The 25,257-nt window shown below is 67.6% G+C and carries 26 protein-coding genes; 14 read left to right on the top strand and 12 right to left on the bottom strand.

Annotated elements, in window-relative coordinates; translation table 11 throughout:
- The first annotated feature begins 116 nt into the window (after positions 1–116).
- Positions 117–1,349 (top strand): polyhydroxyalkanoate depolymerase, encoded by a 1,233-nt coding sequence (locus OIM94_RS07915; protein WP_264609521.1) that lies wholly within the window; start codon positions 117–119, stop codon positions 1,347–1,349.
- Positions 1,350–1,566: 217 nt separating this feature from the next.
- On the opposite strand, the gene OIM94_RS07910 is transcribed toward OIM94_RS07915, so the two are convergent.
- Complete coding sequence (locus tag OIM94_RS07910) at positions 1,567–4,500, bottom strand: L-glutamate gamma-semialdehyde dehydrogenase (protein WP_264609520.1); 2,934 nt, start codon at positions 4,498–4,500, stop codon at positions 1,567–1,569.
- Between the two features lie 129 nt (positions 4,501–4,629).
- Between OIM94_RS07910 and OIM94_RS07905 the strand changes: the two genes are divergently transcribed.
- The 6 genes from OIM94_RS07905 to OIM94_RS07880 all read left to right on the top strand — a co-directional run bounded on the left by OIM94_RS07905 (position 4,630) and on the right by OIM94_RS07880 (position 8,943).
- The gene (locus OIM94_RS07905) at positions 4,630–5,088 is read left to right on the top strand and encodes a MaoC family dehydratase (RefSeq protein WP_413716387.1); all 459 of its coding nucleotides are present in this window, start codon (positions 4,630–4,632) and stop codon (positions 5,086–5,088) included.
- 99 nt (positions 5,089–5,187) lie between these two features.
- Entirely contained in the window at positions 5,188–6,363 is a 1,176-nt protein-coding gene (locus OIM94_RS07900) for an acetyl-CoA C-acyltransferase (RefSeq protein WP_264609519.1), read from the top strand.
- An 88-nt stretch (positions 6,364–6,451) separates the two neighbouring features.
- Positions 6,452–6,943, top strand: coding sequence for a DUF805 domain-containing protein (locus OIM94_RS07895; RefSeq protein ID WP_264609518.1), 492 nt, complete (start codon positions 6,452–6,454; stop codon positions 6,941–6,943).
- Between the two features lie 112 nt (positions 6,944–7,055).
- Positions 7,056–8,006, top strand: a complete 951-nt coding sequence (locus OIM94_RS07890; RefSeq protein ID WP_264609517.1) for a glucokinase — start codon at positions 7,056–7,058, stop codon at positions 8,004–8,006.
- 47 nt (positions 8,007–8,053) lie between these two features.
- Positions 8,054–8,533: a pyridoxamine 5'-phosphate oxidase family protein gene (locus OIM94_RS07885; protein ID WP_264609516.1), complete on the top strand. Its 480-nt coding sequence runs from the start codon at positions 8,054–8,056 to the stop codon at positions 8,531–8,533.
- 41 nt (positions 8,534–8,574) lie between these two features.
- Positions 8,575–8,943 (top strand): YkvA family protein, encoded by a 369-nt coding sequence (locus OIM94_RS07880; protein ID WP_264609515.1) that lies wholly within the window; start codon positions 8,575–8,577, stop codon positions 8,941–8,943.
- A 172-nt stretch (positions 8,944–9,115) separates the two neighbouring features.
- On the opposite strand, the gene OIM94_RS07875 is transcribed toward OIM94_RS07880, so the two are convergent.
- Positions 9,116–10,282, bottom strand: a complete 1,167-nt coding sequence (locus tag OIM94_RS07875; protein WP_264609514.1) for a mechanosensitive ion channel family protein — start codon at positions 10,280–10,282, stop codon at positions 9,116–9,118.
- A gap of 9 nt (positions 10,283–10,291) precedes the next feature.
- The gene (locus OIM94_RS07870; protein ID WP_264609513.1) at positions 10,292–11,308 is read right to left on the bottom strand and encodes a DNA topoisomerase IB; all 1,017 of its coding nucleotides are present in this window, start codon (positions 11,306–11,308) and stop codon (positions 10,292–10,294) included.
- Between the two features lie 117 nt (positions 11,309–11,425).
- Here OIM94_RS07870 and OIM94_RS07865 point away from each other — a divergent pair, with 117 nt between their 5' ends.
- Positions 11,426–11,977, top strand: a complete 552-nt coding sequence (locus OIM94_RS07865) for a type 1 glutamine amidotransferase domain-containing protein (RefSeq protein WP_264609512.1) — start codon at positions 11,426–11,428, stop codon at positions 11,975–11,977.
- On the opposite strand, the gene OIM94_RS07860 is transcribed toward OIM94_RS07865, so the two are convergent.
- Genes OIM94_RS07860 through OIM94_RS07850 form a run of 3 tightly spaced genes read right to left on the bottom strand, consistent with a single transcriptional unit; the run spans position 11,928 to position 14,501 of the window.
- Positions 11,928–13,013, bottom strand: a complete 1,086-nt coding sequence (locus tag OIM94_RS07860; protein ID WP_264609511.1) for an acyltransferase family protein — start codon at positions 13,011–13,013, stop codon at positions 11,928–11,930. The genes OIM94_RS07865 and OIM94_RS07860 overlap by 50 nt on opposite strands.
- Positions 13,010–14,359 (bottom strand): putative O-glycosylation ligase, exosortase A system-associated, encoded by a 1,350-nt coding sequence (locus tag OIM94_RS07855; protein ID WP_264609510.1) that lies wholly within the window; start codon positions 14,357–14,359, stop codon positions 13,010–13,012. Before OIM94_RS07855 ends, OIM94_RS07860 begins: the two co-directional genes overlap by 4 nt.
- Complete coding sequence (locus OIM94_RS07850; protein ID WP_264609509.1) at positions 14,352–14,501, bottom strand: hypothetical protein; 150 nt, start codon at positions 14,499–14,501, stop codon at positions 14,352–14,354. The genes OIM94_RS07855 and OIM94_RS07850 overlap by 8 nt, the downstream gene beginning before the upstream one ends.
- Positions 14,502–14,582: 81 nt before the next feature.
- Here OIM94_RS07850 and OIM94_RS07845 point away from each other — a divergent pair, with 81 nt between their 5' ends.
- Both OIM94_RS07845 and OIM94_RS07840 read left to right on the top strand, forming a co-directional pair.
- Positions 14,583–15,785 carry a TIGR04063 family PEP-CTERM/XrtA system glycosyltransferase gene (locus tag OIM94_RS07845; protein ID WP_264609508.1) on the top strand — a complete coding sequence of 401 codons (1,203 nt, stop codon included), beginning with the start codon at positions 14,583–14,585 and terminating at the stop codon, positions 15,783–15,785.
- A 34-nt stretch (positions 15,786–15,819) separates the two neighbouring features.
- On the top strand, positions 15,820–16,518 hold the full coding sequence (locus OIM94_RS07840) for a hypothetical protein (RefSeq protein ID WP_264609507.1): 699 nt from the start codon (positions 15,820–15,822) through the stop codon (positions 16,516–16,518).
- Positions 16,519–16,525: 7 nt separating this feature from the next.
- On the opposite strand, the gene OIM94_RS07835 is transcribed toward OIM94_RS07840, so the two are convergent.
- Complete coding sequence (locus OIM94_RS07835; RefSeq protein WP_264609506.1) at positions 16,526–16,798, bottom strand: hypothetical protein; 273 nt, start codon at positions 16,796–16,798, stop codon at positions 16,526–16,528.
- Positions 16,795–17,025, bottom strand: a complete 231-nt coding sequence (locus OIM94_RS07830; protein ID WP_264609505.1) for a hypothetical protein — start codon at positions 17,023–17,025, stop codon at positions 16,795–16,797. Before OIM94_RS07830 ends, OIM94_RS07835 begins: the two co-directional genes overlap by 4 nt.
- Before the next feature lie 89 nt (positions 17,026–17,114).
- Between OIM94_RS07830 and OIM94_RS07825 the strand changes: the two genes are divergently transcribed.
- Entirely contained in the window at positions 17,115–17,732 is a 618-nt protein-coding gene (locus OIM94_RS07825; RefSeq protein ID WP_264609504.1) for a helix-turn-helix transcriptional regulator, read from the top strand.
- Positions 17,729–18,349 (top strand): class I SAM-dependent methyltransferase, encoded by a 621-nt coding sequence (locus OIM94_RS07820; protein WP_264609503.1) that lies wholly within the window; start codon positions 17,729–17,731, stop codon positions 18,347–18,349. Before OIM94_RS07825 ends, OIM94_RS07820 begins: the two co-directional genes overlap by 4 nt.
- A 36-nt stretch (positions 18,350–18,385) precedes the next feature.
- Here OIM94_RS07820 and OIM94_RS07815 read toward each other — a convergent pair whose 3' ends face one another.
- From OIM94_RS07815 to OIM94_RS07800, 4 genes are all read right to left on the bottom strand, one after another.
- Entirely contained in the window at positions 18,386–20,413 is a 2,028-nt protein-coding gene (locus OIM94_RS07815) for a M13 family metallopeptidase (RefSeq protein ID WP_264609502.1), read from the bottom strand.
- Between the two features lie 149 nt (positions 20,414–20,562).
- A complete protein-coding gene (gene glnA / locus OIM94_RS07810) occupies positions 20,563–21,975 on the bottom strand; it encodes a type I glutamate--ammonia ligase (protein ID WP_010544266.1) in 1,413 nt (470 codons plus the stop codon).
- A 93-nt stretch (positions 21,976–22,068) separates the two neighbouring features.
- A complete protein-coding gene (locus tag OIM94_RS07805) occupies positions 22,069–22,407 on the bottom strand; it encodes a P-II family nitrogen regulator (protein WP_010544265.1) in 339 nt (112 codons plus the stop codon).
- A 167-nt stretch (positions 22,408–22,574) separates the two neighbouring features.
- The gene (locus OIM94_RS07800) at positions 22,575–23,882 is read right to left on the bottom strand and encodes a methyl-accepting chemotaxis protein (RefSeq protein WP_264609501.1); all 1,308 of its coding nucleotides are present in this window, start codon (positions 23,880–23,882) and stop codon (positions 22,575–22,577) included.
- Positions 23,883–24,040: 158 nt separating this feature from the next.
- On the opposite strand from OIM94_RS07800, the gene OIM94_RS07795 reads away from it, so the two are divergent.
- Both OIM94_RS07795 and OIM94_RS07790 read left to right on the top strand, forming a co-directional pair.
- Positions 24,041–24,298, top strand: coding sequence for a hypothetical protein (locus OIM94_RS07795; protein WP_264609500.1), 258 nt, complete (start codon positions 24,041–24,043; stop codon positions 24,296–24,298).
- Positions 24,299–24,429: 131 nt separating this feature from the next.
- Positions 24,430–25,245, top strand: a complete 816-nt coding sequence (locus tag OIM94_RS07790; protein WP_264609499.1) for a ferredoxin--NADP reductase — start codon at positions 24,430–24,432, stop codon at positions 25,243–25,245.
- Positions 25,246–25,257 lie beyond the last annotated feature (12 nt).

Here is a 25,257-nt window from a genome sequence, read left to right as displayed (position 1 = left end):
ACCTGCCGCTGTCTCGGTTCCGCATAGCTACGACGTTGCGGTGCACAAGGCCGCCGTCTATATGGGTGGTAAGACAACCCCCGCTGCAGGGATCGGGGCACGGGGAAGGATTTGTGATGCTGTACGACGCCTACGAGATTCAACGTTCCATGCTTGCCGGGGCAAGTGCCCTGGCCAATTTCAGCGCGGGACTGCTCAACAATCCGGCCAATCCCTTCGCCTATTTCGGCGGCGGGCCGGTGATGGCATCGGCGCTGGAGGTGTTCGCGCACGCCTCCGCCCCGCGCGGCAAGCCCGCCTTCGCGCTCGATTTTACCGAGATCGACGGCCGCAAGGTCGCGGTCCACGAAGAGATCGTGCTGCGCAAGCCGTTCGGCCAGCTCAAGCGCTTCGTGCGCGAAGGCGTGGAAGGCGGCCCCAAGCTGCTGATCGTGGCACCCATGTCCGGCCATTATGCCACGCTGCTGCGTGGCACGGTGCAGCGGATGCTGCCGGTGGCGGACGTGTACATCACCGACTGGCGCGACGCGAAGCTGGTCCCCAAGTCCGAGGGCAAGTTCGACCTGGACGATTATGTCGACTACGTGATCGACTTCCTTGCGCATATCGGTGCCGAGGGCGATCCGCGGCCGCACATGCTGGCGGTGTGCCAGCCCTCGGTGCCCTGCTACGCCGCCGCCGCGCTGATGAGCGCGGACCAGCACCCGAACCGCCCCGCCACGCTCACCATGATGGGCGGGCCGATCGACACGCGCGAGGCGCCGACCGCGGTCAACACGCTGGCGACCGAGCGCCCGTTCAGCTGGTTCGAGCAGAACGTCATCGCCACCGTGCCGGTCACCTATGCGGGTGCAGGGCGCAAGGTGTACCCGGGCTTCCTGCAGCTCGCCGGCTTCATGACGATGAACCTGGGCAACCACCTCATCTCGCACTGGGAGATGTTCAAGCATCTCGTCCAGGGCGATGACGAGAGCGCCGACTCGACGATGAAGTTCTATGAGGAATATCGCTCGGTCTGCGACATGACCGCCGAATTCTACCTCCAGACGATCTCGGTCGTATTCCAGACGCATGCGCTGCCGAAGGGCGAGATGCTGCACCGTGGGCGCAAGGTCGATCCGGGCGCGATCACCGATATCGGCATCCTCGCGATCGAAGGCGAGCGCGACGACATTTCCGGCATCGGCCAGACCAAGGCGGCGCTGACCGTCGCCACCAACCTGCCGGAATCGTTCAAGCAATATCATCTTGCCGAAGGCGTCGGCCATTACGGCATCTTCAACGGCTCGAAGTGGCGCAACCGCATCGCGCCGGTCGTCGAGCAGTGGATGGCCGCGCATAGCGGGTGAGCCGGTCTTCCCTCTCCCCGCCGGGGAAAGGGTTTACCCACCCGGAAAATACACCGTCATTCCCGCGAAGGCGGGGATCCACTGGCGCTGAAGTCGAGGTTCTTTCCCCGAACGGCCTGGCAAATGGATTTCCGCCTTCGCGGGAATGACGGTTGATGTGTGGGGAGGTCCGCCCCATCCTCCCCCCGAAGGGAGAGAGGATAGGACTGGCGCTCCCTCAAATCCCCCCTTCGTCCAGGCTGAGCAGCGTCGCGTTGCCGCCGGCGCTGGTCGTGTCCACCGACACCGCCCGCTCCGCGCAGAAACGGTGCAGATAGTGCGGGCCGCCGGCCTTGGGGCCGGTGCCCGAGAGGCCCTCGCCGCCAAAGGGTTGCGAGCCCACCACCGCGCCGATCATCGAGCGGTTGATATAGAGATTGCCCACCCGCGCCTCGGCCTCGACCAGCTCGGCCGAGCGGGCGATGCGGCTGTGCAGGCCCATCGTCAGGCCGAAGCCCTTGGCGTTGACCCGTGCCACCGTCTCGGCGAGCTGGCCCGCCTTCCAGGTGGCGACATGGAGGATCGGCCCGAACCATTCGCGGGTCAGGTCTTCCGGGCGATCGATGCGGATCATCGTCGGCGGCACGAACAGGCCGGTGGCGGGGACCGGCACGGTCTTGATCCACTGGGCCTTGGCGCTGTCGCGATAGGCCATCAGCTTGTCATAGGCCGCCTGGTCGATCACCGGGCCGATATCGGTGCGCGGATCGGCAGGATCGCCGAGGATCAGCAGTTCCATCGCGCCGCGCAGCATCTCGATCACGCCCTCGGCGATCTCCTCCTGCAGCAGCAGCAGGCGCAGTGCCGAGCAGCGCTGCCCGGCCGAGCGGAAGGCGGAGGTGAGCACGTCCGCCACCACCTGCTCGGGCAGCGCGGTCGAATCGACGATCATCGCGTTGATGCCGCCGGTCTCGGCGATGAGCGGGACGAGCGGTCGGTCGTCGCCTTCGAGCAGCGACGCGGCGATCTTCTTGGCGGTCGGCGTCGAGCCGGTGAACGCCACGCCGGCGATGCGCGGGTCCGAGGTGAGCGCGGCGCCCGCTTCCGGGCCGCCGGTCACCAGGATCAGTGCGTCCTCGGGCACGCCTGCCTGATGGGCGAGGCGCACGGCGGCGCGGGCGATCTCGGGCGTCTGCGGGGCGGGCTTGGCGACGACGGCGTTGCCAGCGACGAGCGCGGCGGCGGTCTGGCCGAGGAAGATCGCCAGCGGGAAGTTCCACGGCGCGATCGTCGCCCAGACGCCGCGGCCTTCCATGCGCAGCTCGTTGCGCTCGCCCGTCGGCCCGGGGAGGGTGATCGGCGCAAGGCCGGTGCGCGCCTGAAGCGCATAGTACCGGCAGAAATCGGCCGCCTCGCGGACCTCGCCGAGCGCGTCGGGGATGCTCTTGAAGGCTTCCTTGACCGCCAGCGCCATCAGCTCGATGCGGTTCTCCTCGAGCAGATCGGCGAGACGCTCGAGGATCGCGGCGCGGGTGGCCAGCGGGGTGGCGGCCCAGCCGGGGAAGGCGGCGGAAGCGCGGTCGATTGCCGCGCGCACATCGGTGGGCGCGCTGGTGGTGGCCGCAGGCAATGGCTTGGCGGCGATCGCCGCTGCCGTCTCCGCCAGGATCGTCCGCTCGGCGAGATCGATGCCGCCGGAATTCTTCCACGCACCGAACAGTTCGACCGGCAGCGGGATGCTCGGGTGCCGCGTGCCCCCCACCGCCGCGATCTTCTCCACCGGATCGGCGAGCAACTCCGCTTCACTCAGCTGCTCGTCGGCCAGCTGGTGCACGAAGCTGGAGTTCGCACCGTTTTCCAGCAGGCGGCGGACGAGATAGGCCAGCAGATCGCGGTGCCCGCCCACCGGCGCGTAGATGCGGCAGTGATAGCCCTGTTCGTTGACCAGCCGCTCGTACAGGCCTTCGCCCATGCCGTGGAGGCGCTGGAACTCGAAGTCGCGGGCATCGCCTGCCCAGTCGAGAATGGTCGCGACGGTCAGCGCATTATGGCTGGCGAACGCGGGCACGATGTTTTTCGCCGCGAGCATGTCGCGCGCGCAGGCGAGATAGGACACGTCGGTCGCCGCCTTGCGGGTGAACAGCGGATAGTCGGACAGGCCTTCCACCTGGGTCCGCTTGATCTCGCTGTCCCAATAGGCGCCCTTGACCAGGCGGACATGCATCGGCCGGCCGAGATCATCGGCCCAGCCGATCACCGCACGGGCGCGCTTGCCATAGGCCTGCACCGCCATGCCGAAGCCGTTCCAGCCCTTGAGCTCCGGCCGGCGCGCGACCGACCCGATGATGTCGAGGCTCATCTCCAGCCGCTCGCTCTCCTCCGCGTCGACGGTGAGCGGGATGCCCTGCGCCGCCGATTCGGAGGCGAGCTGGGCCAGCATGTCGGTCAGCTCGGGCACGCAGCGGTCATATTGCGCGACTTCGTAGCGCGGGTGGAGCGCCGAGAGCTTCACCGAGATCGAATGGCCCGCCTTGGGGTCGCGGCCGACCGCGCGGATCGCCTCGAAATAGGCCTGGAAATAGCGTTCGGCATCGGCCTTGGTCCGCGCGGCTTCGCCCAGCATGTCGAAGCTGGCGGTGAAGCCCTTGTTCTCGGGCTTCTTCATCCGCTTCATCGCCTCGTCGATGGTGCGGCCCATCACGAAGACCTCGCCCATCCGCTTCATCGCGGCGCCCACCGCCTGGCGGACAAAGGGCTCGCCGGCGCGCGAGATCAGGCGGCGGAGCGCACCCGTCTTCTCGTCGCCGACCAGCGCACGGCCCAGCATCAGGCCCCAGGTCGCCGAATTGACCAGCACCGAGTTGGACTTGCCCGAATGCGCCTTCCAGTCGGCATCGCCGATCTTGTCGGCGATCAGCAGGTCGGCGGTCTCGGGATCGGGCACGCGCAGGAACGCCTCGGCGAGGCTGAGCAGCGCGACGCCCTCGGACGAGTTGAGCCGATATTCCTGGAGGAACTGGTTCACCCAGCCGCGGGTCTGTGCCGCCCGCAGGTCCGCCAGCAGCGCCAGCGCGTGGTCCATCACCCGTTCGCGCGAATCAGGGGTGAGTCGCGCCCGCTCCAGAAGCGGTTTTAGAACATCGGGTTCGGCCGCACGGTGCAGTTTGGCCATCAATTCGCGGTGGTGTGACGGTACGGCAGTCGGCATTTTCCAGTTTCCGGTCGGCTAAAGCTTGCAGGGAGGCCGGTGGCCCCCTTAGATATGCGAGCCTATGAAAGATAATTACGCGAGAGGATAGTCTTGGCAGCGACCGTCACCCCGCAGGAGATGGCCGAACGGGTCGGCACCGCGCACGTCTCGGACTGGGTGGAGGTCACCCAGGCGATGATCGACCAGTTCGCGGCGGCGACCGGCGACCACCAGTTCATCCATGTCGATCCGGTGCGCGCGGCCGAGACGCCGTTCGGCGGCACGATCGCGCATGGCTTCCTGTCGCTCTCGCTGATGCCGATGCTCGCGGCCCGCACCGATGCGCCCGCCATCGAAGGCGCGCGAATGGGCGTGAACTACGGCGGCAACAAGGTCCGGTTCCTGACCCCCGTGCGCTCCGGCAAGCGGGTGCGCGGTCGGTTCACGCTCAGGAAGTTCGTCGAGCGGCAGCCCGGCGTCTGGGAGCAGGTGCAGGACTATCAGCTCGAGATCGAAGGCGAGGAGAAGCCGGCGGTCATCGCCGAGTGGATCGCGCTGGTGTACGTCTAAACTCGATCGTCCTGCCAGCGCACGCTGGCATCGCATCGAGGGGAATACTGAAAGAGACCCCAGCGTTCGCTGGGGTGACGCCTTGGAGGATAGAAGAAAATGCGCTCCGCAGTCATCGTTTCCACCGCCCGCACGGGCATCGGCCGGGCCTATCGCGGCGCGTTCAACGCCACGCCGGCCCCGACCCTGGGCGCGCACGCGATCCGCGCCGCGGTCGAGCGGGCGGGCATCGAGCCGGGCCAGGTCGACGACGTCGTGTTCGGCGCCGCGCTCCAGCAGGGCAGCCAGGCGCCCAACATCGCCCGCCTCGCGCTGCTCCGCGCCGGCCTGCCGGTGGAGGTCGCCGGCATGTCGATCGACCGCCAGTGCGCCTCGGGCCTGATGGCGATCGCCACCGCCGCCAAGCAGATCGTGGTCGACAACATGGACATCACCCTCGGCGGCGGCGTCGAATCGATCAGCCTCGTCCAGACCCCGCAGATGCGTGTCGAGCCCGATCGCGAGCTGATCGGCCTGCACAACGACACCTATATGCCGATGCTGCAGACCGCCGAAGTGGTCGCCGCGCGCTACGGCATCGGCCGCGATGCGTGCGATGCCTATGCCTTCCAGTCGCAGCAGCGCACCGCCGCCGCGCAGGCAGCGGGCAAGTTCGACGACGAGATCGTGCCCGTCACCGCGACGATGAACCTCGTCAACAAGGAGACCAAGGAGGTCTCGCAGAAGGAGATCACCCTCGCCAAGGACGAGGGCAATCGGCCGGAGACGACGCTGGAAGGCCTGCAGGCGCTGCAGCCGGTGGTGCCGAACGGCACGGTGACGGCGGGCAATGCCAGCCAGCTCTCCGACGGCTCTTCGGCCTGCGTGCTGATGGAAGAGAAGCTCGCGTCGCAGCGCGGCCTCACTCCGCTGGGCCGCTATGTCGGCATGGCGGTCGCGGGCACCAAGCCCGACGAGATGGGCATCGGCCCGGTCTATGCGATTCCGAAGCTGCTCGAGCGCTTCAACCTGAAGATGGACGATATCGGCCTGTGGGAGCTCAATGAGGCGTTCGCGGTGCAGGTGCTCTATTGCCGCGACACGCTGGGCATTCCGGGCGAGTTGCTCAACGTCAACGGCGGCGCGATCTCGATCGGCCATCCCTATGGCATGTCGGGTGCGCGGATGACCGGGCATGCGCTGATCGAAGGCAAGCGCCGTGGCGCCAAATATGTCGTCGTGACGATGTGCATCGGCGGCGGCATGGGCGCAGCGGGGCTGTTCGAAGTTCTGTAAGCGTACGTTTGAAAATGGGATCCATCGCCTTTTCGATGATCCTCTAAGGGGTTGACCGGAGGGTGTCGTGCGCGGCACCCTCCACCCCATGACAGCAGCCAGCTATATCGATGGCGTCTCGCTGCGGACCGGCCTCCGCGCCATCGGCCAGAGTTTCGTGTTCCGCGGTCGCTCGACCCGCAGCGAACTGACCAGCGCCCTGATCCTGATCCTGATCGGCGAGGCGGTGCTGTTTCTGCTCAGCCATTTCTTCCATCCGCCGACGGCGCTGAACGTCCAGATCTTCCGCACGCGTGCGGCGATCGAGGAAGTTCTGGCGCTGCTGCTGTTCCTGCCGCTGCTGGGGCTGATCGTCCGGCGGCTGCACGATGTGGGGCTGCCCGCCATTCCCGGTCTGCTGCTCGGCGCGATCGCGGTGGCCTCGGACGTGAACCGCACCCAGGCGGCAATGGGACTGTATCCGGGCGTGCCGGTGCTCCCGATCGCCGGTCCGGTGGCGCTCGCGATCCTCGTCGTCGCGCTATACTGGTCGCCGGACAGCGGACCGAACCGCTTCGGCGCGGATCCCAGAACTGCCTGAAATCGTTACCACAGTGGCGAATACGTAGAGTTATTTATTGTTCTCGTAATCATTGTTAGCGATATCGCTTGCCTTGCATCGGCGTACATGCGCCGGGCTCGGAGAGGAAGCGATGGTAGCAGGCGTGGCGCTGGTGGCGGATATTGGCCGCCAAACGGTTCGGTTCGGGCTTGCCGGCGGGGAAGATGGCGCCGATCCGCGCGATATTCAGCGTTTTTCGAACAGCGATCATCCTACCTTCACAAGTGCATTGGTGTCGTATCTTTCCTCGGTCGGGCTGCGCGATGCGCGGTTGCCGAGCGTGCTGGCGGTCGCCGGCGCCGTTCGCGGCGACCTGATCAACCTCACCGGCAGCCGCTGGTACATCTCGCTCGCCGGGGTCGAGGCGGTGCTGCGCCAGCGGCCGATGGCCCTCAACGAATGCGCCGCCAACGCGCTGGCGCTGACGCGGCTGCCGCCGACAGCGTTTACCGCGCTTCCCGGCCCGGCGCCGCGCCCGATCGCGCCGGGCGGCAATTATGCGGTGATCGGCGTGGGCACGGGTCTCGGCGTCGCCGCGCTGATCCATGCCGATGGCCGGCACGTGCCGGTACAAAGCGAGGCCGGGCATATCGGTTTCGCCGCGCAGACGGCCGACGAGGAGCGGTTCGCCGCCTTCTGTCGCGCGCGGGGCGGGCTGGTCGAGGTGGAAACGCTGCTCAGCGCGAACGGGCTGCTGCTCGCCTATGAGGCGCTGTCCGGCGGCAAGAAGCTGTCGACCCCCGAGGACGTCACCCGCAACGCGGGTCGCGATCCGGTGTGCACCGCGGTCGTGCGGATGTTCGTCGAGCATCTCGGCGCATTTGTCGGCGATCTCGCGCTCACCTTCGATGCATGGGACGGGGTGTACCTCACCGGTGCGATTGCCCGCGCGCTGGAGCCGCAGCTGAAGGAGCCCGGTTTTCGCCGCCGGATGGAGGCGCGGCCGTCGTTCCGCCGTCAGCTCGCCGAGACGCCGGTGGCGCTGGTCAACCGCAGCGACCTCGAACTGATCGGCGCGGCGGCGGCGATCCGGAACGCCTGAGCCAAGCTGCACGTTACCCGGCAGAATCCAACACCCGGGAGACGATCATGGCCGACACGGTCGAACTGAAGAAGCATTTCTGGTCCAAGCTGGCGGCGAGCCCGTTCCTGATGGTCGGCCTGCAGGACGGCCAGCACAGCGAGCCGCTGACCGCGCAGCTCGACGAGGATCAGGTCGACACGATCTTCTTCTTCATCGGCAAGGACAATCGCATGGCCAAGGGCGGCCCGGCGATGCTGCAGTTCGTGTCCAAGGGGCATGACTTCTTCGCCTGCCTCGCCGGCACCGCGCGGATCGACAATGATTTCGCGATGATCGACAAGCTCTGGAATAACCAGGTCGAGGCATGGTTTCCGGGCGGCAAGTCCGATCCCAACCTCGCACTGCTGCGGATCGACATCGACGATGCCGAGATGTGGGAAACCGACATGTCGGTGACCGGCAAGCTCAAGATGCTGTTCGGCGGCAAGATCAAGTCCGACGAGACCGGCAGCCACGCCAAGGTGGAAACCACCGCCGAGCGGTGAGCCGAGATTGACGGCGGCGCGGGCGCGGGCGATTCAGGGGCATGGGTCCCTCGCTCGCGCACCGCGTCCGTACCGAAGCGCATGCCGTATGGCTTGCCATCCGCGATCCGCGCACGCCCTGGGCGGCGCGGATCGTCGGCATTCTGGTGGCTGCCTATGCGCTGTCGCCGATCGACCTGATCCCCGATTTCATCCCGGTCTTGGGACTGGTGGATGATGCCATCCTGATCCCGCTCGGCGTCTGGCTGTTCGAGCGGCTGGTGCCGGCCGAGCAGTTCGCCGAGCATCGCGCAGCGGCCGAGGCGGCCAGCCACCGTCCGGTAAGCTGGGGCGGGATCGCCATCGTGCTGGGCCTGTGGGCGCTCGCGGCGTGGCTCGTGTGGAGCTGGCTGGTGACGACGTACGATTGAGAAACGGGCTTTCGCGAACCGCTAGATCGTCATCGCCATTTCCTTCGCCACCCCAGCAAAAGGTGGCGTCTCGTCCGGCTTGCTGGGAACGGTTCAGCGCTGATGCCGGAGATCCCAGCGTTCGCCGGGATGGCGGATAAGGAAAGGGTGCCTTGGTTGGCGAAGGCTGCCCTCAGCGTTCCCCGTCTTCCTTGTCCACGCGCATCACCGGCTGCACGTCGGGATAGGGCATGATGATCCGCCCGTCGGGTGCCGCGGTAAAGGTGGTCTGGGTGGGGTAGGGGATGCTGATGCCCTCTTCCGCCAGCTTGCGGACGATTCCCACCAGGATGCGGTCGCGTGTGGGATGGCCCACGTCCCAGCTGCCGGTATGGACCTCCGCGATCAGTTCATAGTCGATCGAGCTCGCGCCGAAGCCCGTAAAGCCATTGCGCACCGCGGTGGCGCCGTTCGCCTCCACGATCGCACGGAAGATCTCCGGCAGCCGCTCCAGCTTCTCCGGAGGCGTCTCATACGCCACGCCGATCTTGAACGGCAGGCGGATGCGGGTGCGGTCCGTGAGGTTCTGCAGTTCCTTGTCGAGCAGCTGCCGGTTGGAGATGATGTGCATCTCGCCGTCGAACGAGCGGACGCGCGTGGACTTGAGGCCGATGCCCTCGACGGTGCCGCTGGTCTGGTCGAACTTGATGTTGTCGCCGACGCGGAAGGGCCGGTCGAACAGGATCGACAGCGCCGCGATCAGGTCGCCGAAGATGCCCTGCGCCGCCAGACCGATGGCGATGCCGCCGACGCCGAGACCCGCGACAAGGCCGGTGACGTTCACGCCGACATTGCTCAGCACCATCACCAGCGCGACCGCGAACAGCGCGATCGAGATCAGCAGCCGGATGATGCCCACCGCGCTGGCCAGGCTTTCGCTGGCATTGTCGCCGCGGGTACGGTGCTCGATCAGCCCGAAGATGACCTCGCGGATCCAGATCGCCGCCTGGAAGGCGACCGCGATCGTGAACAGGAAGGTGACGGTCTTGTCGAGCAGCGCCGGGGTCTGGGCATAGTTTACCACCAGGCGGATCGCGGTCATCACGATGAAGAAGTTGCCTGTCCGCGATACCGTGCGGCCGAGGATGGTGTACCAGTTGGCGCCGCCGCCCTCGCTGTTGCGGCACAGGCGCATCCCCCAGGAGCGCAGTGTGTGCAGCAGCAGCACGATGCCCACGGCGATGCCGGTGGCGATCAGGATGCTCAGCCAGTGCTCGCTGATCCATTCGGGCGTGTCCCCGAGAAAGCTTGCGACCTGGCGTTCGAAATGGGCGGGATTGGCTTTGGTGGTATTCAGCATCGGATCTCGTCAGGCTGCCTTGGCGGGCTGTTCGGCCGGATCGGTCTCCAGGAATACGATCAGGCCGCGTTCGTACCGGTCGAGGTACTGCGTCGTGCGCGGCAGGCGCAAGCCGGCACGGAACAGCGCTTGCGCGGGCTTGTCGCGCGCAAGCTCGATCAGGCGGGGATGGACATAGGATTTGCGGGCGATGGCGGGGGTGTTGCCCAAGGCTTCGGTCACCGGCTCCAGCAGCGTCTTGAGGCCGATCGGCTCGGGCGCTTCGGCCAGCGTTCGATAGGCGATCACGCTCGCCCCCCAGGTGCGGAAGTGCTTGGCACTGAAATGCTCGCCCATCGCCTCCCGGATATAGGTGTTGACGTCGCTCGAGGTGACCGGATGGGCCTCGCCCGCATCGTCGATCCAGCGGAACAGGTGCTGGCCGGGCAGGTCCTGACAGCGCTTGACGAAGCGGCTGAGCGACTTGTCCGACACCGTCATCACCCGCAGCTTGCCGGACTTGGCGCGGAACTGCAGCTTGAGCGTGCCGCCTGCCACCTTCACGTGGCGCTTGCGCAGCGTGGTGGCGCCGAAGCTCTTGTTCGCCTGCGCATAGGTCTCGTTGCCGACGCGGATCGAGCCGAGGTCGAGCAGGCGCACCACGGCGGCCACCGCCTTGTCCTTGCACAGCCCCCGCAGGCGCAGGTCCGCCTCCACCTTGCGGCGCAGCCGGGGCAGGCGCTCGCCGAACATGCCGCAGCGATCATATTTCGCCGCCTCCTGCGCCTCGCGGAAGCCGGTGTGGTAGCGGTACTGCTTGCGGCCCTTCACGTCATAGCCGGTCGCCTGGATATGGCCGTTGGGATCGGGGCAGAACCAGGCATTCTCATAGGCGGGCGGCAGGCCGATCGCGTTCAGCCGGTCGATTGCGTCGCGATCGGTGATGCGGGTGCCGTCCGCGTCGAAATAGCCCCAGCCATGGCGCATCTTGCGCCGGGTGATGCCCGGGGCCTGATCTTCGACATAGACGATATCGGCGCTGTCCATTCCCGTTCCTCGGCCAGAGTCAAGGCAAATGCGCCGCACGGACAAAGTGTTCCGGAACCGTGCGGGGCGCCGACGGGTTGGCGCGGCATCTTCCGAAAAAATGGGAAAGGATGCCCCATGGCCAATCTGCAGAATGCGCGCGTGCTGATGCTCGCGACGGACGGGTTCGAGGAATCGGAGCTGTTCGAACCGCGCCAGGCGCTGCTCGACGCCGGCGCGCAGGTGACGCTCGCCTCGATCAAGACCGATGCCATCACCGGCGAAACCGCTGGCGAGAAGGGCAAGAGCATCACGCCGGACACCACGCTGGATCAGGTCACGCCCGACCAGTTCGACGCGCTGGTGCTGCCGGGCGGCGTCGGCAATCCGGACAAGATGCGGATGCAGGAAAAGGCGATCGACATCGTCCGCGGCTTCATGGACGCGGACAAGCTCGTCGCCGCGATCTGCCATGCGCCGTGGCTGCTCGCCGAGGCCGATGTCGTGGCCGGGCGCCAGCTGACCAGCTGGCCGTCTATCCGCACCGATCTCGCCAATGCCGGCGCGGACGTCGTCGATCAGGAAGTGGTGACCGATCGCAACCTGATCACCAGCCGCAAGCCCGACGACATCCCCGCGTTCAACCGCGCGGTGATCGCGGCGCTGGAAGAGGTGTCCGCGACCGCCTGATCGGCAGCCGGTTGATCCACGCCTTTGCGGGGCGCTCTACCAGGCGGTGGAGCGCCTCGGACGCGGCAAGGACCAGCACGAGATAGAGCAGCGCGCACGGCCAGCCGATCGTCTCGCCGTGCACGAATGCCAGCTTGAACGCGAACCACAGCAGGAAGTGGCTGAGATAGGTCGCGTAGCTGATTTCCCCCAGCCGATGCAGCACCGCCCCGTCGAGCCATGTGCCCGGGCCGTCGCCCGCGAATGCGAGCGCCAGCAGCAGCATGGCCAGCACGCCCGGGATCGCGGCGGTTTCGGGCAGCCCCAGCACCCAGCCCGCGCCGAGCAGGAACGCCATGAGGATCGCCGGGCGCCAGTGCCGCCTGCGTCCACGCTCCCACACCGCGAAGAGCACCGTCCCCGTCGCGAACTCCAGCAGACAGCGCAGCACACCCAGATGCGTGATGTCCTGCCCGAGATCGGCAGCGGCCCGCAGGGCAAAGGCGCCGTGCAGCAGCGCCAGCAGGGCGCCGACGACTGCCAGGAGGAGCAGCACGGGTTGCCGCCGCCAGTCCATTGCCATCGCCCAGAACGGAAACAGCAGATAGGCCGCCAGTTCGCAGGAGATCGACCAGGCGGGATCGTTCCAGCAGAGCGGGTTGGCGAAGCCCCAGGCCTGGACCAGCAGCAGATGCGCGGGCAATTCGGCCAGGGGAAAGTCCTGCGTCGTCCGTCCGGTCGCGCGCAGCACCGCCACCAGCAGCAGCGCGACGCCGAGCATCACCGCGTGCAACGGCCAGATCCGCGCGATCCGCCGGCGCAGGAACGCCGGGACGGCGCGCATGCCGCCTGCGCGCAGGCGTTCGCCATGGCTCAGTGCCAGAACGAAGCCGGAAAGCAGGAAGAAGAAGTCGACCGCCAGATAGCCTTTCGCGAGCACCGCTTCCATTGCGGGGGGCACCCCTTCCAGTGCCCCGCGCAGGTGATAGAGCACCACCCACCAGGCCGCGATCCCGCGCGCCGAGGTGAGCGCGCGCATCTGGCGATGTGCACTCATGCGGCCGCCGGGCGGGCCTTGCGCAGCGGCCGCCAGTTCGCCGCCGCGCGCTTGCGGGCGCAATAGGTGTCGAGCCCGATCTGCGCGCCGATCAACATATAGACGAACGGCTGGAAGGCGATCGCAACGAAGGCGGCGCCGAGCAGGTAGACGATATGCCCGTTCTGCAGCGCAGCCGCGAGCGGGGCGATCCACGCATCTTCGGGCCCCGCACGGGCATGGCGGCGGCGCAGCACTTCCATGCGGAGCAGGCCGGACAAATTGATCGCCAGCCATAGCGCGAGGCCCGGATAGCCCTGCTCGCCCAGCATTTCGAAATAGGCGCTGTGATAGGCGCGCGCCTTGTCGACCTCGAGCGAGCGATCGACGACCGCGACGCCGCCCTGGTCCTCCACCGCCACCTTCTCGTAGCGGATCTGGTTCTGGCGATATGCCTCGAACCCGCCGCCCATCGGGTGGGTGCGGGCATAGTCCATCGTCCATTGCCACACGGCGAGGCGGGTGGAGGCGGAGGCGTCGCCCTTGTAGGTCTTGATCGTCCCCATCCGCTCGGTGAAGGCAGAGGGCAGGAAGGGCAGGGCGACCAGCGCCATCGCCGCGACGCCGCCCAGATAGAGCAGCTTCTTCTGGCTGTCCCGCAGCATCAGCAATGCCACCAGCCCGATGCAGAGCAGGCCGGTGCGGGTGGAGGTGCCGATCGGGATCAGCAGGCAGGCGAAGCACAGCGCATAGGCGAACGCCTTCATCGGCCAGGCCGGGGTGAAGAGCGTGCCGTGGCGCGTGAACCACAGGATCAGCGGCAGGATCGCAATGGCGACGGTGGAAATGGTGCTCCCTTCATACAGCCCGGAATTGTTCGAGACCATCAGGTTCAGCTCGCCATAGCCGCCCCCGGAGATGAGCGTCTTGATCGCGCCGACGATGATGATTGAGCTGGCCGACAGGATCATGAACAGCAGCAGCGCCTCGATGCGCAGGCGCGTGCGCAGGGTCAGCGGCAGGAAGGCCGCGAAGGCCAGCGCCTTCCACACCCAGTCCCATTTGTCCTTGGCCTCGACGGGAAAGTCGGCGTGGAGCGTGGTGAACCAGCAATAGCCGATCAGCGCGACGATCATCAGCTGGCGCGGTGCCACGCGCACGTCGCGCTTGTCGTCGAACAGCAGGAAGCCGCCCAGCGCCAGTGCCGCGGCCATCGCCGAGATCGGCAGGGAATTGAGCAGCAGATAGGTCAGCCGCTGGGGCGCGACGATGTCGATATAGGCATAGACCAGCACGAACAGGAACGGCTTGCGAAAGCCGGCGCCGAAGAAGGTCGCAAGGAAGAGGACGAAAACCCAGTCACGCACCGCGCTTGCCCCAGCCGCTGCGCTTCTGCTTGCGTTCGGGCGGCGCGGCATCCTCGCGGTCGAGGTCCGGTCGGCGGAGCAGCAGGAAGGCCGCCAGCAGCATCAGCCCATGGGTGAGGGCGAGCGAGAGATTGTCGATCATCGGCGGGCGCTTCCTTCTGCACCCGCTCTAGCCCCGGTGCAGTTGACGTGCCGTTAAGCGCGGCGTGGCATGCAGCCTGCCATGCGAGTCCTCCATCTTCTGGATCATGGCCTGCCGCTCCACAGCGGCTATGCATTCCGCACCCGCGCGATCCTGAAGGCGCAGCTGGCGCGTGGCTGGGAGGTGGCGGCGGTCACGGGCCCGCGCCACGGCCCCGCGCCGGCGGGCGAGGAGGAGATTGACGGACTGCGCTTCTTCCGCACCCGCTCGACCAGCCCCGCGCTGCCCGGCCTGAGCGAGTGGCGTGAGATCGATGCCTTTGCGCGCCGGGTGCATCAGGTGGTCCAGCGCTTTCGGCCGGACGTGCTGCACGCGCATTCGCCCGTGCTCTGTGCGCTGGCGGGGCTTCGCGTACGGCGCTGGACCGGCGTGCCGCTGCTCTACGAGATCCGCGCCTTCTGGGAGGATGCTGCGGTCGGCAACGGCACCGGGCGTGAGGGAAGCCTGCGCTACCGCGTCACCCGGGCGCTGGAGACGCACGCGGTGCGCCAGGCCGATGCGGTGGCGGTGATCTGCGAGGGGCTGCGCGGTGACCTGATCGGACGCGGTATCGATCCGGCCAAGATCGCGGTTTCCCCCAACGGCGTCGACATGGCGATGTTCGGCGATCCGCTCCCCCATGATGCCGCGCTCGCCGCCGCGCTTGGGCTGGCGGGGGCCGAGACGATCGGCTTCATCGGCAGCTTCTACGACTATGAAGGGCTGGACGTGCTGATCGCGGCGATGCCGGCGCTGGTCGCCGCGCGCCCGACGATGCAGTTGCTGCTGGTCGGCGGCGGCCCGGCGGAGGCGGCGCTGCGCGCGCAGGCCACGGCGTCGCCGGTCGCCGAGCGGATCCGCTTCCTCGGCCGTGTGCCGCACGATGCGGTGGAGCGCTATTACAGCCTGATCGACGTGCTGGTCTATCCGCGCAAGAAGATGCGGCTCACCGACCTGGTCACGCCGCTGAAGCCGCTGGAGGCGATGGCACAGCAGCGCCTGGTTGCCGCCTCCGACGTCGGCGGTCACCGCGAGCTGATTACCGAAGGTTGCACCGGCACGCTGTTCCCCGCGGACGATCCGGCGGCGCTCGCAAAAGCGCTTGAAAAAGTTTTTCTAGCGCGCGATCAATGGGATGTGCGCAAGTCACAGGCCCGCGCGTATATCGAGGCCGAGCGCAACTGGTCTGTAAATATTGCCGTGTATGCCGGCTTGTATGAAAACCTTGCCATAAAGATGGCATGAGAACCACGTGGTCGCACACGTCTCGGGTGAATGCATGAGGCTGCCGCTCGTACCCATTGCCGCCCTTACCCTGGGTGGCATCTTCGCCGTCTCGGCTGCCGCCGTGCCGGCGTCGCTCGTCGATTCCCTGTTCGCCGACAGGGACCTTGGCTGGATTCCGCTGGCGGGCAGCGGACGTCCGTTGTTCGCGCTTGCTACCGGTGCCATTGGCAGCGGCGCCGGTGCCCTTGCGGCGATGCTGGCGACGCCGCGGCGCGAGGTGCTGCCGCCGATGACCGACGAGAACGCCGAGCGGATCCCGATGATCCGCCGCGCCGTCGCCCCCGCGGAGCCGGAGCCGCGGACGGCCGCTGAGGGCGGCATCTCCGCCGACGCCCCCGCTGCGGCGACTCCCTTTTCCCTGGAGATTGCCGAGCGCGACCTCCCCCTCGATCTCGATCAGCCGCTGGCGGCGTTCGATCCGCGCGCGATCCCGCCCGTGCCGCTGCCGCCGCCGGTGCCGCCCCGGCGCGAGGGACGCGCGAGCGCCGCCGCGCGCGTGAGCCAGGCCCGCGACCGGGAAGACAGGCTGGTCCGCCCGGAAACCGACGCCACCGTGCATGCGCTGCTCGATCGGCTGGAACGCGGCGTCGTCCGGCGCGACCCGGCCGCGCAGGCCCGCGCCAGAGCGCGACCCGAGCGTTCGCTGGACGATGCCCTCGCCACGCTGCGGAACCTCGCCCGGCAGGCCTGAGCGCCGTTCAGCATTCCTCGACCGTCAGCACGTCCAGCATGGCGTGTAGCGAGCCCCCGGCGCGCGTGACGGCGGCGACGTGCAGATCGGCAACGAGATGGCCGGCGATCGGCAAGTCGATCTCCGGCAGCGCTGCGAGCCATGCGGCCGCGCCGGGGGTATCGGCCGACGTGAGGGTCAGCCGGTGCCGGGCGCCGCTGAACGTGGCGCTCGCCCAGGGCACCTGGTTCGCCTCGATCACCGCCGCCGTCACCGTGCAGCTCGCCGCCGAGGCGATCAACGCGCGCTCGAGGCGGCCGCCGATCCCGCGCCGCCGGGCCGCCCGGGCTTCCACTCCGGCGGGGCGGCCAGGAAGGCGCGGATGCGCTTCGAGAGGCGCGGCCCTGGCTGCCGCCCCGCCCGCAGATCCATGACCAGACGCGGATCGCCGGCCGCCAGCCGCCCGAACCGCGTCACCGACATTTGCGTCGCCGCCAGAAACGCTTCGATTTCGCCCTGCAAGGACATCCATGTCCTCCTCCTTCCGACTCGGATGATCACGATATGTTCTCATCTGAGGCTTGCGTAGGAAAAATCCTACGTGTAGGAAAGGGGGTATGGAAGTCGATGAAAGCCGGGCGAATTTGTCGCGACTGGTGGCGGAGCGGGGCCTTCGCCTTGCCAGCCTGTCGCGCGTGCTCGGGCGGAATCCGGCCTATCTCCAGCAATATCTGCGGCGCGGATCGCCGCGCGCGCTGCCGGAACGCGATCGGACGCGGCTGGCCACCTATCTGGGCATCGACGAGGCCTTGCTGGGCGGCCCCGCGCCGCGCGGGCTGGTGGCGGTGCCGCGGATCGACGTCGCCGCCTCGGCCGGGCCGGGCGGGTGGGCGGAGGACGAGGTTGCCCGGGTGCCGTTCGCCTTCCCGCCGGGGCTGCTGCGCCAGCTCGGCGTGCAGCCCGAGGCGGCGTCAATGGTGCGGGTCGCGGGCGATTCGATGGCGCCGACGCTGAACGACGGCGACGAGATCCTGGTCGACGGGGATCAGTGCAGGCCGGATGCACGCGGCATCTTCGTGCTGCGCGCGGACGGGGAGTTGCTGGTCAAGCGGGTACGTTCCGCCATCGGCGGGATCGAGCTGGTCAGTGACAATCCCGCCTATCCGGTGCGCTTCGTCCGCGCGGGCAGGTTCGTGCTGCTGGGCCGGGTGGCATGGCTGGGGCGGGCGCTGTGAGCGAGGCGGCGGACAGTACCGCCTTCATCCGCGCGCATCTGCCGGTACTGCCGGTACCGGGCGTGCCCGAACTGGTGCTCCACAAGGCCGTGCCCGCCAGCGGGGTCGGACGGCTGGGCGAAGCGGCGCCCTATTGGGCCTATTGGTGGGCCGGGGGCCTGGCGCTGGCGCGCTATGTGCTCGACCATCCCGAGGAGGTGGCCGGGCGGCGGGTGCTGGATCTGGGTGCGGGCTCTGGCCTGGTCGGCATCGCCGCCCTGCGGGCGGGCGCGGCGCGGGTGACGGCGTCCGAGATCGATGCCCATGCACGCGTGGCGATCGGGCTCAACGCCGCCTTGAATCACGCGGCGATCGCGGACGTCGTCGGTGACGTGATCGGCGGGCCCGTGCCCGAGGTGGACCTGCTGCTGGCGGGCGATCTCTTCTACGATCCCGCCGTGGCGGCGCGGGTGCGGCCGTTCCTGGATCGCTGCCTTGCCGCGGGCGTCACCATATGGATCGGCGATCCCTGGCGGGCGCCGCTGCCGCTCGAGCGGTTGACCCTGCTCGCCAGCTATGCGGTTTCGGAAACCGGGACGACGAAACGCGCGGGCGTCTTCGCCTATCGCGCGCCCTGAGGCAGGCGCCGGGGGCGCTTGGCCCCCGGCTCGGCATCACCAGACGTGCACGCGCGCTTCCGGCGCAAGATACAGCTTGTCGCCCGGCTTCACGCCGAAGGCGGCGTACCAGGCATCCATGTTCCGCACGATGCCGTTGACGCGATATTGTTCCGGGCTGTGCGGATCGGAGAGCAGCTGCGCCCGCAGCGCGCCCTCGCGCGCCTTGCCCTGCCAGCTCGCGGCATAGGCGAGGAAGAAGCGCTGGTCGCCGGTCATGCCGTCCAGCACCTGTGGCTCGCCGTGGCGAGCGACATAGCGGCGATAGGCGGCATAGGCGACTTCCAGCCCGCCCAGATCGGCGAGGTTCTCGCCGAGCGTCAACTGGCCCTTGATGTGCGTGCCGGGGATCGGCTCATAGGCGTCGAACTGCTTGACCAGTTCCTGTGCGTGCGCCGTGTAGCGCGCCGCGGACTGCGCCGTCCACCAGTCGCGCAGCTTTCCGGTCGCATCGAACTGGCGGCCTTCGTCGTCGAAGCCATGACCCATTTCATGGCCGATGGTGGCACCCGTCTCGCCATAGTTTACCGCCGGATCCGCGGCGGGATCGAAGAAGGGCGGCTGCAACTGGGCGGCCGGGAAGGTCACCTGGTTCATCACCGGATCGTAATAGGCGTTCACGGTCTGCGGGGTCATGCCCCACAAGGTGCGATCCACCGGCTTGCCCAGGCGCGACAGCTCCAGCTTCCATTCGAACTCGCCGGCGGCAAGGTCGTTGGCCAGCGGGTTGGTCGCGCTCACCGGCATCGCGGCATAGTCGATATATTTGTCGGGATGGCCGATGCGCGGTTCGAAGGCGGCGAGCTTGGCCAGCGCTTCCTTGCGGGTGGGGGCATCCATCCAGGCCGCGCCCCTGATCTTCTCGGCATAGGCGGCGCGAAGATCCTCGACCAGTTCCTTCGACAGCGCTTCGGCCGCCGGGCCCCAATGGCGTTCGGCGTAGATCTTGCCCAGCGCCTCGCCAAGCGCACCGTTGACCTGGCGCACGCCGCGCTTCCAGCGGTCCGACGGCTGCTGCACGTCGCGCAGCGTCCGGCTGTAGAAGTCGAACGAGGCCGCATCGAACGCCTTGGGCAGCGTGTCGGCATGGTCGCTGACGAAGCGGAAGCGCAGCCAGTCCTTCCAGGTGGCGAGCGGGACGTCGCCCAGCCGCTTGGCGGCGGCGGTGACGGCGGTGGTCTCGGCCACGACCACGATCGGCATCTTGGCGAGGCCCTGGTGCGCGAGCACGGCGTTCCAGTCGAACTCGGGCGCCAGCTTGGCGAGCTGGGCGCGGGTCATCGGGTTGTAGGTCTTTTGCGGATCGCGGCGCGCCTCGGGCGTCCAGTGATCCTTGGCGAGGCTGGTTTCCAGCGCGAGGATCGCATCGGCCTTCGCCTCGGCATCGGGGATGCCGGCAAGCTGCTGGATCTTCACGATATAGGCGCGATAGGCCTTGCGGATCGTCTCGTACTTCTGGCCGGGCAACAGGTAATAGTCGCGGCTCGGCAGGCCGAGGCCCGACTGGCCGGCCATCACGGTGTAGCGGGTGGGATCCTTGGGATCGGCGGAGATGCCGATGCCGATCGGACTGGCATAGCCGGTATCGGCCATCAGCAACTCGAGACCGCGGCGATCCTGCACCGCGTCGATGCGCGCCAGATAGGGCTGGAGCGGCGCCGTGCCGCGTGCCTCGATGCCGGCTTCGTCGAGATAGGCGCGGTAATAGGTCGCGACCTGGCGCAGCACGGGGTCGCTCGGCGACGTACCGGCATCCTCGATGAGCTTGCGGATCTCGACCTCGGTCTCGTCGGGCAGATCGTAATTATAGCCGATGCGGGCCTTGTCGGCGGGGAAGGGCGCGTCGCGCAGCCAGCTGCCCAGCGCATAGCCGAAGAAGTCGTCGCCCGGCTTCACGCTGCGATCGATCGTGGTGAGATCGACGCCCCAGCTGCCGTATTTCGCCTTGCCCGCCGTCTGGGCGAGGGCGGGGGAGGCGAGCAGCGAAGTGCCGAGCAGCAGGGCTGCGAGACGCGGTAAACGCATGAAGGCGGGATCCTTACTGGGTGATGTATCTGGCTAGCACGCTGTGGGCGGGTGCGACAATGCTCAGCGCGCCCTTGGGGTTGGCCGTACAAGGAAAAGGGCGCCCGGATTGCTCCGGACGCCCCTTTCTGAAACCGATCCGCGTCGGATCAGCTCGAATAGTACATGTCGTACTCGACCGGGCTCGGGGTCATTTCCCAACGGGCCACGTCGGCGCGCTTGATCTCGATATAGGCCTCGATCTGGTCCTTCGAGAACACGTCGCCCTTCAGCAGGAAGTCGAAATCGGCTTCCAGGCTGTCCAGCGCCTCGCGGAGCGAACCGCACACGGTCGGCACTTCGGCCAGCTCGGCCGGGGGCAGATCGTACAGGTTCTTGTCCATCGGGTCGCCCGGGTGGATCTTGTTCTGGATGCCGTCCAGGCCCGCCATCAGCAGCGCCGAATAGCAGAGATACGGGTTGGCCAGCGCGTCCGGGAAGCGGAACTCGACGCGCTTCGCCTTGCTGCCGGTGCCGTACGGGATGCGGCACGAGGCCGAGCGGTTGCGGCTCGAATAGGCGAGCAGCACCGGCGCCTCATAGCCCGGGACCAGGCGCTTGTAGCTGTTGGTCGACGGGTTGGTGAAGGCGTTGAGCGCCTTGGCGTGCTTGATCACGCCGCCGATGAAGTAGAGGCAGGTCTCGCTGAGGCCCGCATAGCCGTTGCCGGCGAACAGGGGCTGGCCCTTTTCCCAGATCGACATGTGGGTGTGCATGCCCGAGCCGTTATCTTCCTTGATCGGCTTCGGCATGAAGGTCGCGGTCTTGCCATAGGCCTGCGCGACCTGGTGCACGACATACTTGTAGATCTGCATGCGATCGGCGGTGGTCACCAGCGTGCCGAAGGTCAGGCCCAGCTCGTGCTGCGCGGCGGCGACTTCGTGGTGGTGCTTGTCGCAGGGCAGGCCCATTTCGAGCATGGTCGAGACCATCTCGCCGCGGATGTCGACGGCGCTGTCGACCGGCGCGACCGGGAAATAGCCGCCCTTGGCGCGCGGACGGTGGCCGAGGTTGCCGGCTTCATATTCGCGGCCGGAGTTGCCCGGCAGCTCGATGTCGTCGATCTTGTAGTAGCTGGTCGAGTAGCTGTTCTCGAACCGCACGTCGTCGAACATGAAGAACTCGGCTTCGGGGCCGACATAGATGGTGTCGCCGATGCCGGTGGTCTTGAGATACGCCTCGGCGCGCTTCGCGGTCGAGCGCGGATCGCGGGCATAAAGCTCGCCGGTCGACGGCTCGACGATGTCGCACACCAGGATCAGCATCGGCGTGGCCGAGAACGGATCGACCCACACCGCGTCCAGATCCGGCTTCAGGATCATGTCGGACTCGTTGATCGCCTTCCAGCCCTCGATCGACGAACCGTCGAACATCAGGCCGTCGGTCAGCTCGTCCTCGCCGAGGATCGAGGCGACCATGGTCAGGTGCTGCCACTTGCCCTTGGGGTCGGTGAAGCGCAGGTCGATCCACTCGATCTCCTGGTCCTTCACCATCTTCAGGATGTCACTGGCCGAATTCGCCATCGTAGGTGCCCTTTCGCTCTCTTTCGTCTGCCCGACGAATCGGGCAATAAAATTTCCTTCGCAGCCGCGTCATCGCGCCCGCGTACCCCCGCGTCAAACGGCGTTTTCGTTCCGCTCCCCGGTGCGGATCCGCAGCGCCGTTTCCACCGGAATCACGAAGATCTTGCCGTCGCCGATGCGGCCGGTCTGCGCGGCGGCGGCGATCGCCTCCACCACGCGCTCGGCCAGCGTGTCTTCCACGACGACCTCGAGCTTCACCTTCGGCAGGAAGTCGACGACATATTCGGCGCCGCGATAGAGCTCGGTATGGCCCTTCTGGCGCCCGAAGCCCTTGGCTTCGGTGACGGTAATCCCGGAAACGCCCACCTCGTGCAGCGCTTCCTTCACTTCATCGAGCTTGAACGGCTTGATGATGGCTTCGATCTTTTTCACGTTTTCCCCCAGGCAGCGGGTGTCGAGCCGCGATCGGTGTCAATGCCAGGTGTTTAGCAACCTGCATGCCAGAACGGGAAGGGTCAGCGTGGGTACACGCGCCGAAGTGATTTCGTTCCCGCAAACTGCCTGAAACTTGGGCAGTGGCTGCCCAATCCTGCGGCAGATCACGCCGCGCGGATATCGGTCAGGAACCGCTCGACCCCGTCGGACAGGGCCTCGGCGCCGCCCAGCAATCCCTCGGCCAGATCGGCGATCGCGGCGGCGTTGCGTGCGGCGGCCTCGGCGGTGTCGCCCACCTGCTCGATATCCTGGCGAACGCCGCGTGTGCCGCTGACGCTTTCGTTGACGTTCACCGCGATGCTGCGCGTGGCGTGGTGCTGCTCGGCTACGGCATGTTCGATGTTGGAGGAAAGTCCGGCAATTCCGCGGATCGCCTGCTCGACCCGGGCGTGGTTCGCCGTCACCTGGTCGACCAGTGCGCGCACGCCGCCGACCTGGGCGCCGACGCTCTTCGCCGCACGTCCGACCTGGCCGGCCAGCGCCTTCACTTCCTGCGCCACCACGGTGAAGCCGCGGCCGGCCTCGCCGGCGCGGGCGGCTTCGATCGAGGCGTTGAGTGCGAGCAGGTTCACCTGTCCGGCGATCTCGCCGATCACGCTGGTGACGGTGCCCACGGTCTGCGCGAAGCTATCCAGCTCGGCGGTGCGTGCGCGGCTGTCCTCCACCAGCGCTACCGCTTCGCCGGCGCTGCTCCGGGCGGTGGCGGTATCGCGGCGGATCGCGTCGAGCGTGGCGGCCAGCGCATCGGATTCCGCTGCGATCGCAGCCAGGTTGTCATGACTTTGCGCGACCGCGGCGGCCAGTGCGGTGGCGGCGGCGCTGTTGGTGGCGGCACGGTCCGCGGTGGCGGCGGCGCCGCTCCGCAGCGTCGCGGCAAGGTGGCGGAGCTCCACGGTCAGCGCACCGACCTCCGCCTCGATCCGCTCGCTCGCCGCCTCGATCCGGCGGGCGCGCGCGGTCTGGCGTTCGGCGGCGCGGACCTGGTCCTCGGCGGCGAGCTGGATCAGACGGCGGTTGCTGATCACCGCGAACAGCTGGCCGCCGCGCGTGAGGATCATCCCTTCCTGCCCGTCGGCGGCGGCATAGGCATCCACCAGCGCGCGGGTCTCCTGTGCATAGTCCGCCATCGGGCAGGCGCGGACCAGCGTGTCGAGTCGGCGCCCATAGGCCGGGTTGCGCAGCAGGGCATGGCCGAAGGGATTGAGCAGCAGCCGCCGCACGTCCTTCTCGAACACCGCGCCGACCGGCCGCCGGACGCCGTCGAGCACCGGCAGCAGTCGCAGGGTCGGATCGTCCTGGAAGCACCGCACCGCCTCCCCCAAGGGGGTTTCCAGCGTCAGCGTGCGCGGATTGCGCTCGCCGTCGGTGAGCCACTCGAGGAGGAAGCGGAGGTGGACGGGCGTGTTCAGCATCGCCGCCCTCGGTAGGGCAGGAGGGTAAACGAGCGATTAGTGTTTGATGACAGGTTTACGACACCTGCCCATCAAATCTTCGCAACCTTGATGCTGAAATTCCGTTGAATGGGACGGTACCGGGTGGAGTCGCCCGTGCCGAGTAAGGGAAAGCACCGATGCGTCCGCCGCCAATGGATGCGCCTGCCGAACTGCGGCACCGGATCGAGGATCCGGCCAAGCCCGGCGGCATGTGCATCCGAACGGTTGCACGCGGGCCGCTGATGCTGCTGGTGCACGCGCTGTGCGCGGTGGAGCCGGCCGAACGGCGTCAGCGCTGCTGGATCGAGATCGGGCAGGACGTGCTGGATGCGGATGCCGTCGCCGCCCTGCTGCACCACTGGGAGGCGGGCGTCCCCATCGAGGACAGGGTTTAGGCTGCCGTAGCGCTACTTTCTGGACGTCGCCTGCTTCTGGTGGCAGAGGGCCGCCTTCATGTTTGCAGGACCCTTGCGCCCCGTGCGGCCGGCGAAGGGTCCAGAGCGTTACGAACGAGGACCCGCTTTTCATGACCGTCGACACGCGCGCGCCCGCGCTGCTCCCCGAGCATCCCGCTTTCGCCACCGCCAAGGTGCTGTGGGTGCGCCACTGGAACGAGCATCTGTTCAGCTTCGCGATCGAGCGTCCGGCCAGCTTCCGCTTCCGCTCGGGCGAGTTCGTGATGATCGGCCTGCAGGGCGAGAACGACAAGCCGCTGATGCGGGCCTATTCGGTCGCCAGCCCGTCCTGGGCCGAGGAACTCGAGTTCCTTTCGATCAAGGTGCAGGACGGCCCGCTGACCTCGAAGCTGCAGAAGATCGTGCCCGGCGACGACATCTATCTCGGCAAGAAGCCGACCGGCACGCTGGTCGCCGACGCGCTGCTGCCGGGAAAGCGGCTGTTCCTGCTGTCGACCGGGACCGGCCTCGCGCCGTTCCTCAGCGTCGCGCGCGATCCCGACATCTATGAGCGGTTCGAGCAGGTGGTGACGGTGCACAGCGTGCGCCGGGTGAGCGACCTTGCCTATCATGACGAGCTGGCGGGCAAGCTGGCCGAGGATCCGCTGATCGGCGAGCAGGCCGCCGCGCAGTTCCACTATGTGCCGACCGTCACCCGCGAGCCGTTCCACACCAGCGAGCGGATCGGCGCGCTGATCGAGAACGGCAAGCTGTTCGACGGCGTCCCCGGCGAGGCGGCGCTCAACCCGGAGACGGACCGGATCATGCTGTGCGGATCGATGGACATGATCCGCGACTTCGCCGCGCTGCTCGAGGGCAAGGGCTTCAAGGAAGGCTCGAACAACGCGCCCGGCGACTTCGTGATCGAGCGCGCCTTCGTCGGCTGACCCTGGCTTCCC

Origin of the sequence: Sphingomonas sp. R1 (genome assembly GCF_025960285.1) — a bacterium.
Classification (GTDB): Bacteria; Pseudomonadota; Alphaproteobacteria; order Sphingomonadales; family Sphingomonadaceae; genus Sphingomonas.
The sequence above is the reverse complement of the archived record's forward strand: the minus strand, read 5'-3'. Positions and strand labels throughout refer to the sequence as shown.

What these genes read in the sequence shown, in the direction of transcription:
- OIM94_RS07915 (WP_264609521.1), top strand. Translation starts at nt 117, where the DNA reads ATGCTGTACGACGCCTACGAGATTCAACGTTCCATGCTTGCCGGGGCA.
- OIM94_RS07910 (WP_264609520.1), bottom strand. Translation starts at nt 4,500, where the DNA reads ATGGCCAAACTGCACCGTGCGGCCGAACCCGATGTTCTAAAACCGCTT.
- OIM94_RS07900 (WP_264609519.1), top strand. Translation starts at nt 5,188, where the DNA reads ATGCGCTCCGCAGTCATCGTTTCCACCGCCCGCACGGGCATCGGCCGG.
- OIM94_RS07895 (WP_264609518.1), top strand. Translation starts at nt 6,452, where the DNA reads ATGACAGCAGCCAGCTATATCGATGGCGTCTCGCTGCGGACCGGCCTC.
- OIM94_RS07890 (WP_264609517.1), top strand. Translation starts at nt 7,056, where the DNA reads ATGGTAGCAGGCGTGGCGCTGGTGGCGGATATTGGCCGCCAAACGGTT.
- OIM94_RS07885 (WP_264609516.1), top strand. Translation starts at nt 8,054, where the DNA reads ATGGCCGACACGGTCGAACTGAAGAAGCATTTCTGGTCCAAGCTGGCG.
- OIM94_RS07880 (WP_264609515.1), top strand. Translation starts at nt 8,575, where the DNA reads ATGGGTCCCTCGCTCGCGCACCGCGTCCGTACCGAAGCGCATGCCGTA.
- OIM94_RS07875 (WP_264609514.1), bottom strand. Translation starts at nt 10,282, where the DNA reads ATGCTGAATACCACCAAAGCCAATCCCGCCCATTTCGAACGCCAGGTC.
- OIM94_RS07870 (WP_264609513.1), bottom strand. Translation starts at nt 11,308, where the DNA reads ATGGACAGCGCCGATATCGTCTATGTCGAAGATCAGGCCCCGGGCATC.
- OIM94_RS07865 (WP_264609512.1), top strand. Translation starts at nt 11,426, where the DNA reads ATGGCCAATCTGCAGAATGCGCGCGTGCTGATGCTCGCGACGGACGGG.
- OIM94_RS07860 (WP_264609511.1), bottom strand. Translation starts at nt 13,013, where the DNA reads ATGAGTGCACATCGCCAGATGCGCGCGCTCACCTCGGCGCGCGGGATC.
- OIM94_RS07850 (WP_264609509.1), bottom strand. Translation starts at nt 14,501, where the DNA reads ATGATCGACAATCTCTCGCTCGCCCTCACCCATGGGCTGATGCTGCTG.
- OIM94_RS07845 (WP_264609508.1), top strand. Translation starts at nt 14,583, where the DNA reads ATGCGAGTCCTCCATCTTCTGGATCATGGCCTGCCGCTCCACAGCGGC.
- OIM94_RS07840 (WP_264609507.1), top strand. Translation starts at nt 15,820, where the DNA reads ATGAGGCTGCCGCTCGTACCCATTGCCGCCCTTACCCTGGGTGGCATC.
- OIM94_RS07830 (WP_264609505.1), bottom strand. Translation starts at nt 17,025, where the DNA reads ATGTCCTTGCAGGGCGAAATCGAAGCGTTTCTGGCGGCGACGCAAATG.
- OIM94_RS07825 (WP_264609504.1), top strand. Translation starts at nt 17,115, where the DNA reads ATGGAAGTCGATGAAAGCCGGGCGAATTTGTCGCGACTGGTGGCGGAG.
- OIM94_RS07815 (WP_264609502.1), bottom strand. Translation starts at nt 20,413, where the DNA reads ATGCGTTTACCGCGTCTCGCAGCCCTGCTGCTCGGCACTTCGCTGCTC.
- glnA (WP_010544266.1), bottom strand. Translation starts at nt 21,975, where the DNA reads ATGGCGAATTCGGCCAGTGACATCCTGAAGATGGTGAAGGACCAGGAG.
- OIM94_RS07800 (WP_264609501.1), bottom strand. Translation starts at nt 23,882, where the DNA reads ATGCTGAACACGCCCGTCCACCTCCGCTTCCTCCTCGAGTGGCTCACC.
- OIM94_RS07795 (WP_264609500.1), top strand. Translation starts at nt 24,041, where the DNA reads ATGCGTCCGCCGCCAATGGATGCGCCTGCCGAACTGCGGCACCGGATC.
- OIM94_RS07790 (WP_264609499.1), top strand. Translation starts at nt 24,430, where the DNA reads ATGACCGTCGACACGCGCGCGCCCGCGCTGCTCCCCGAGCATCCCGCT.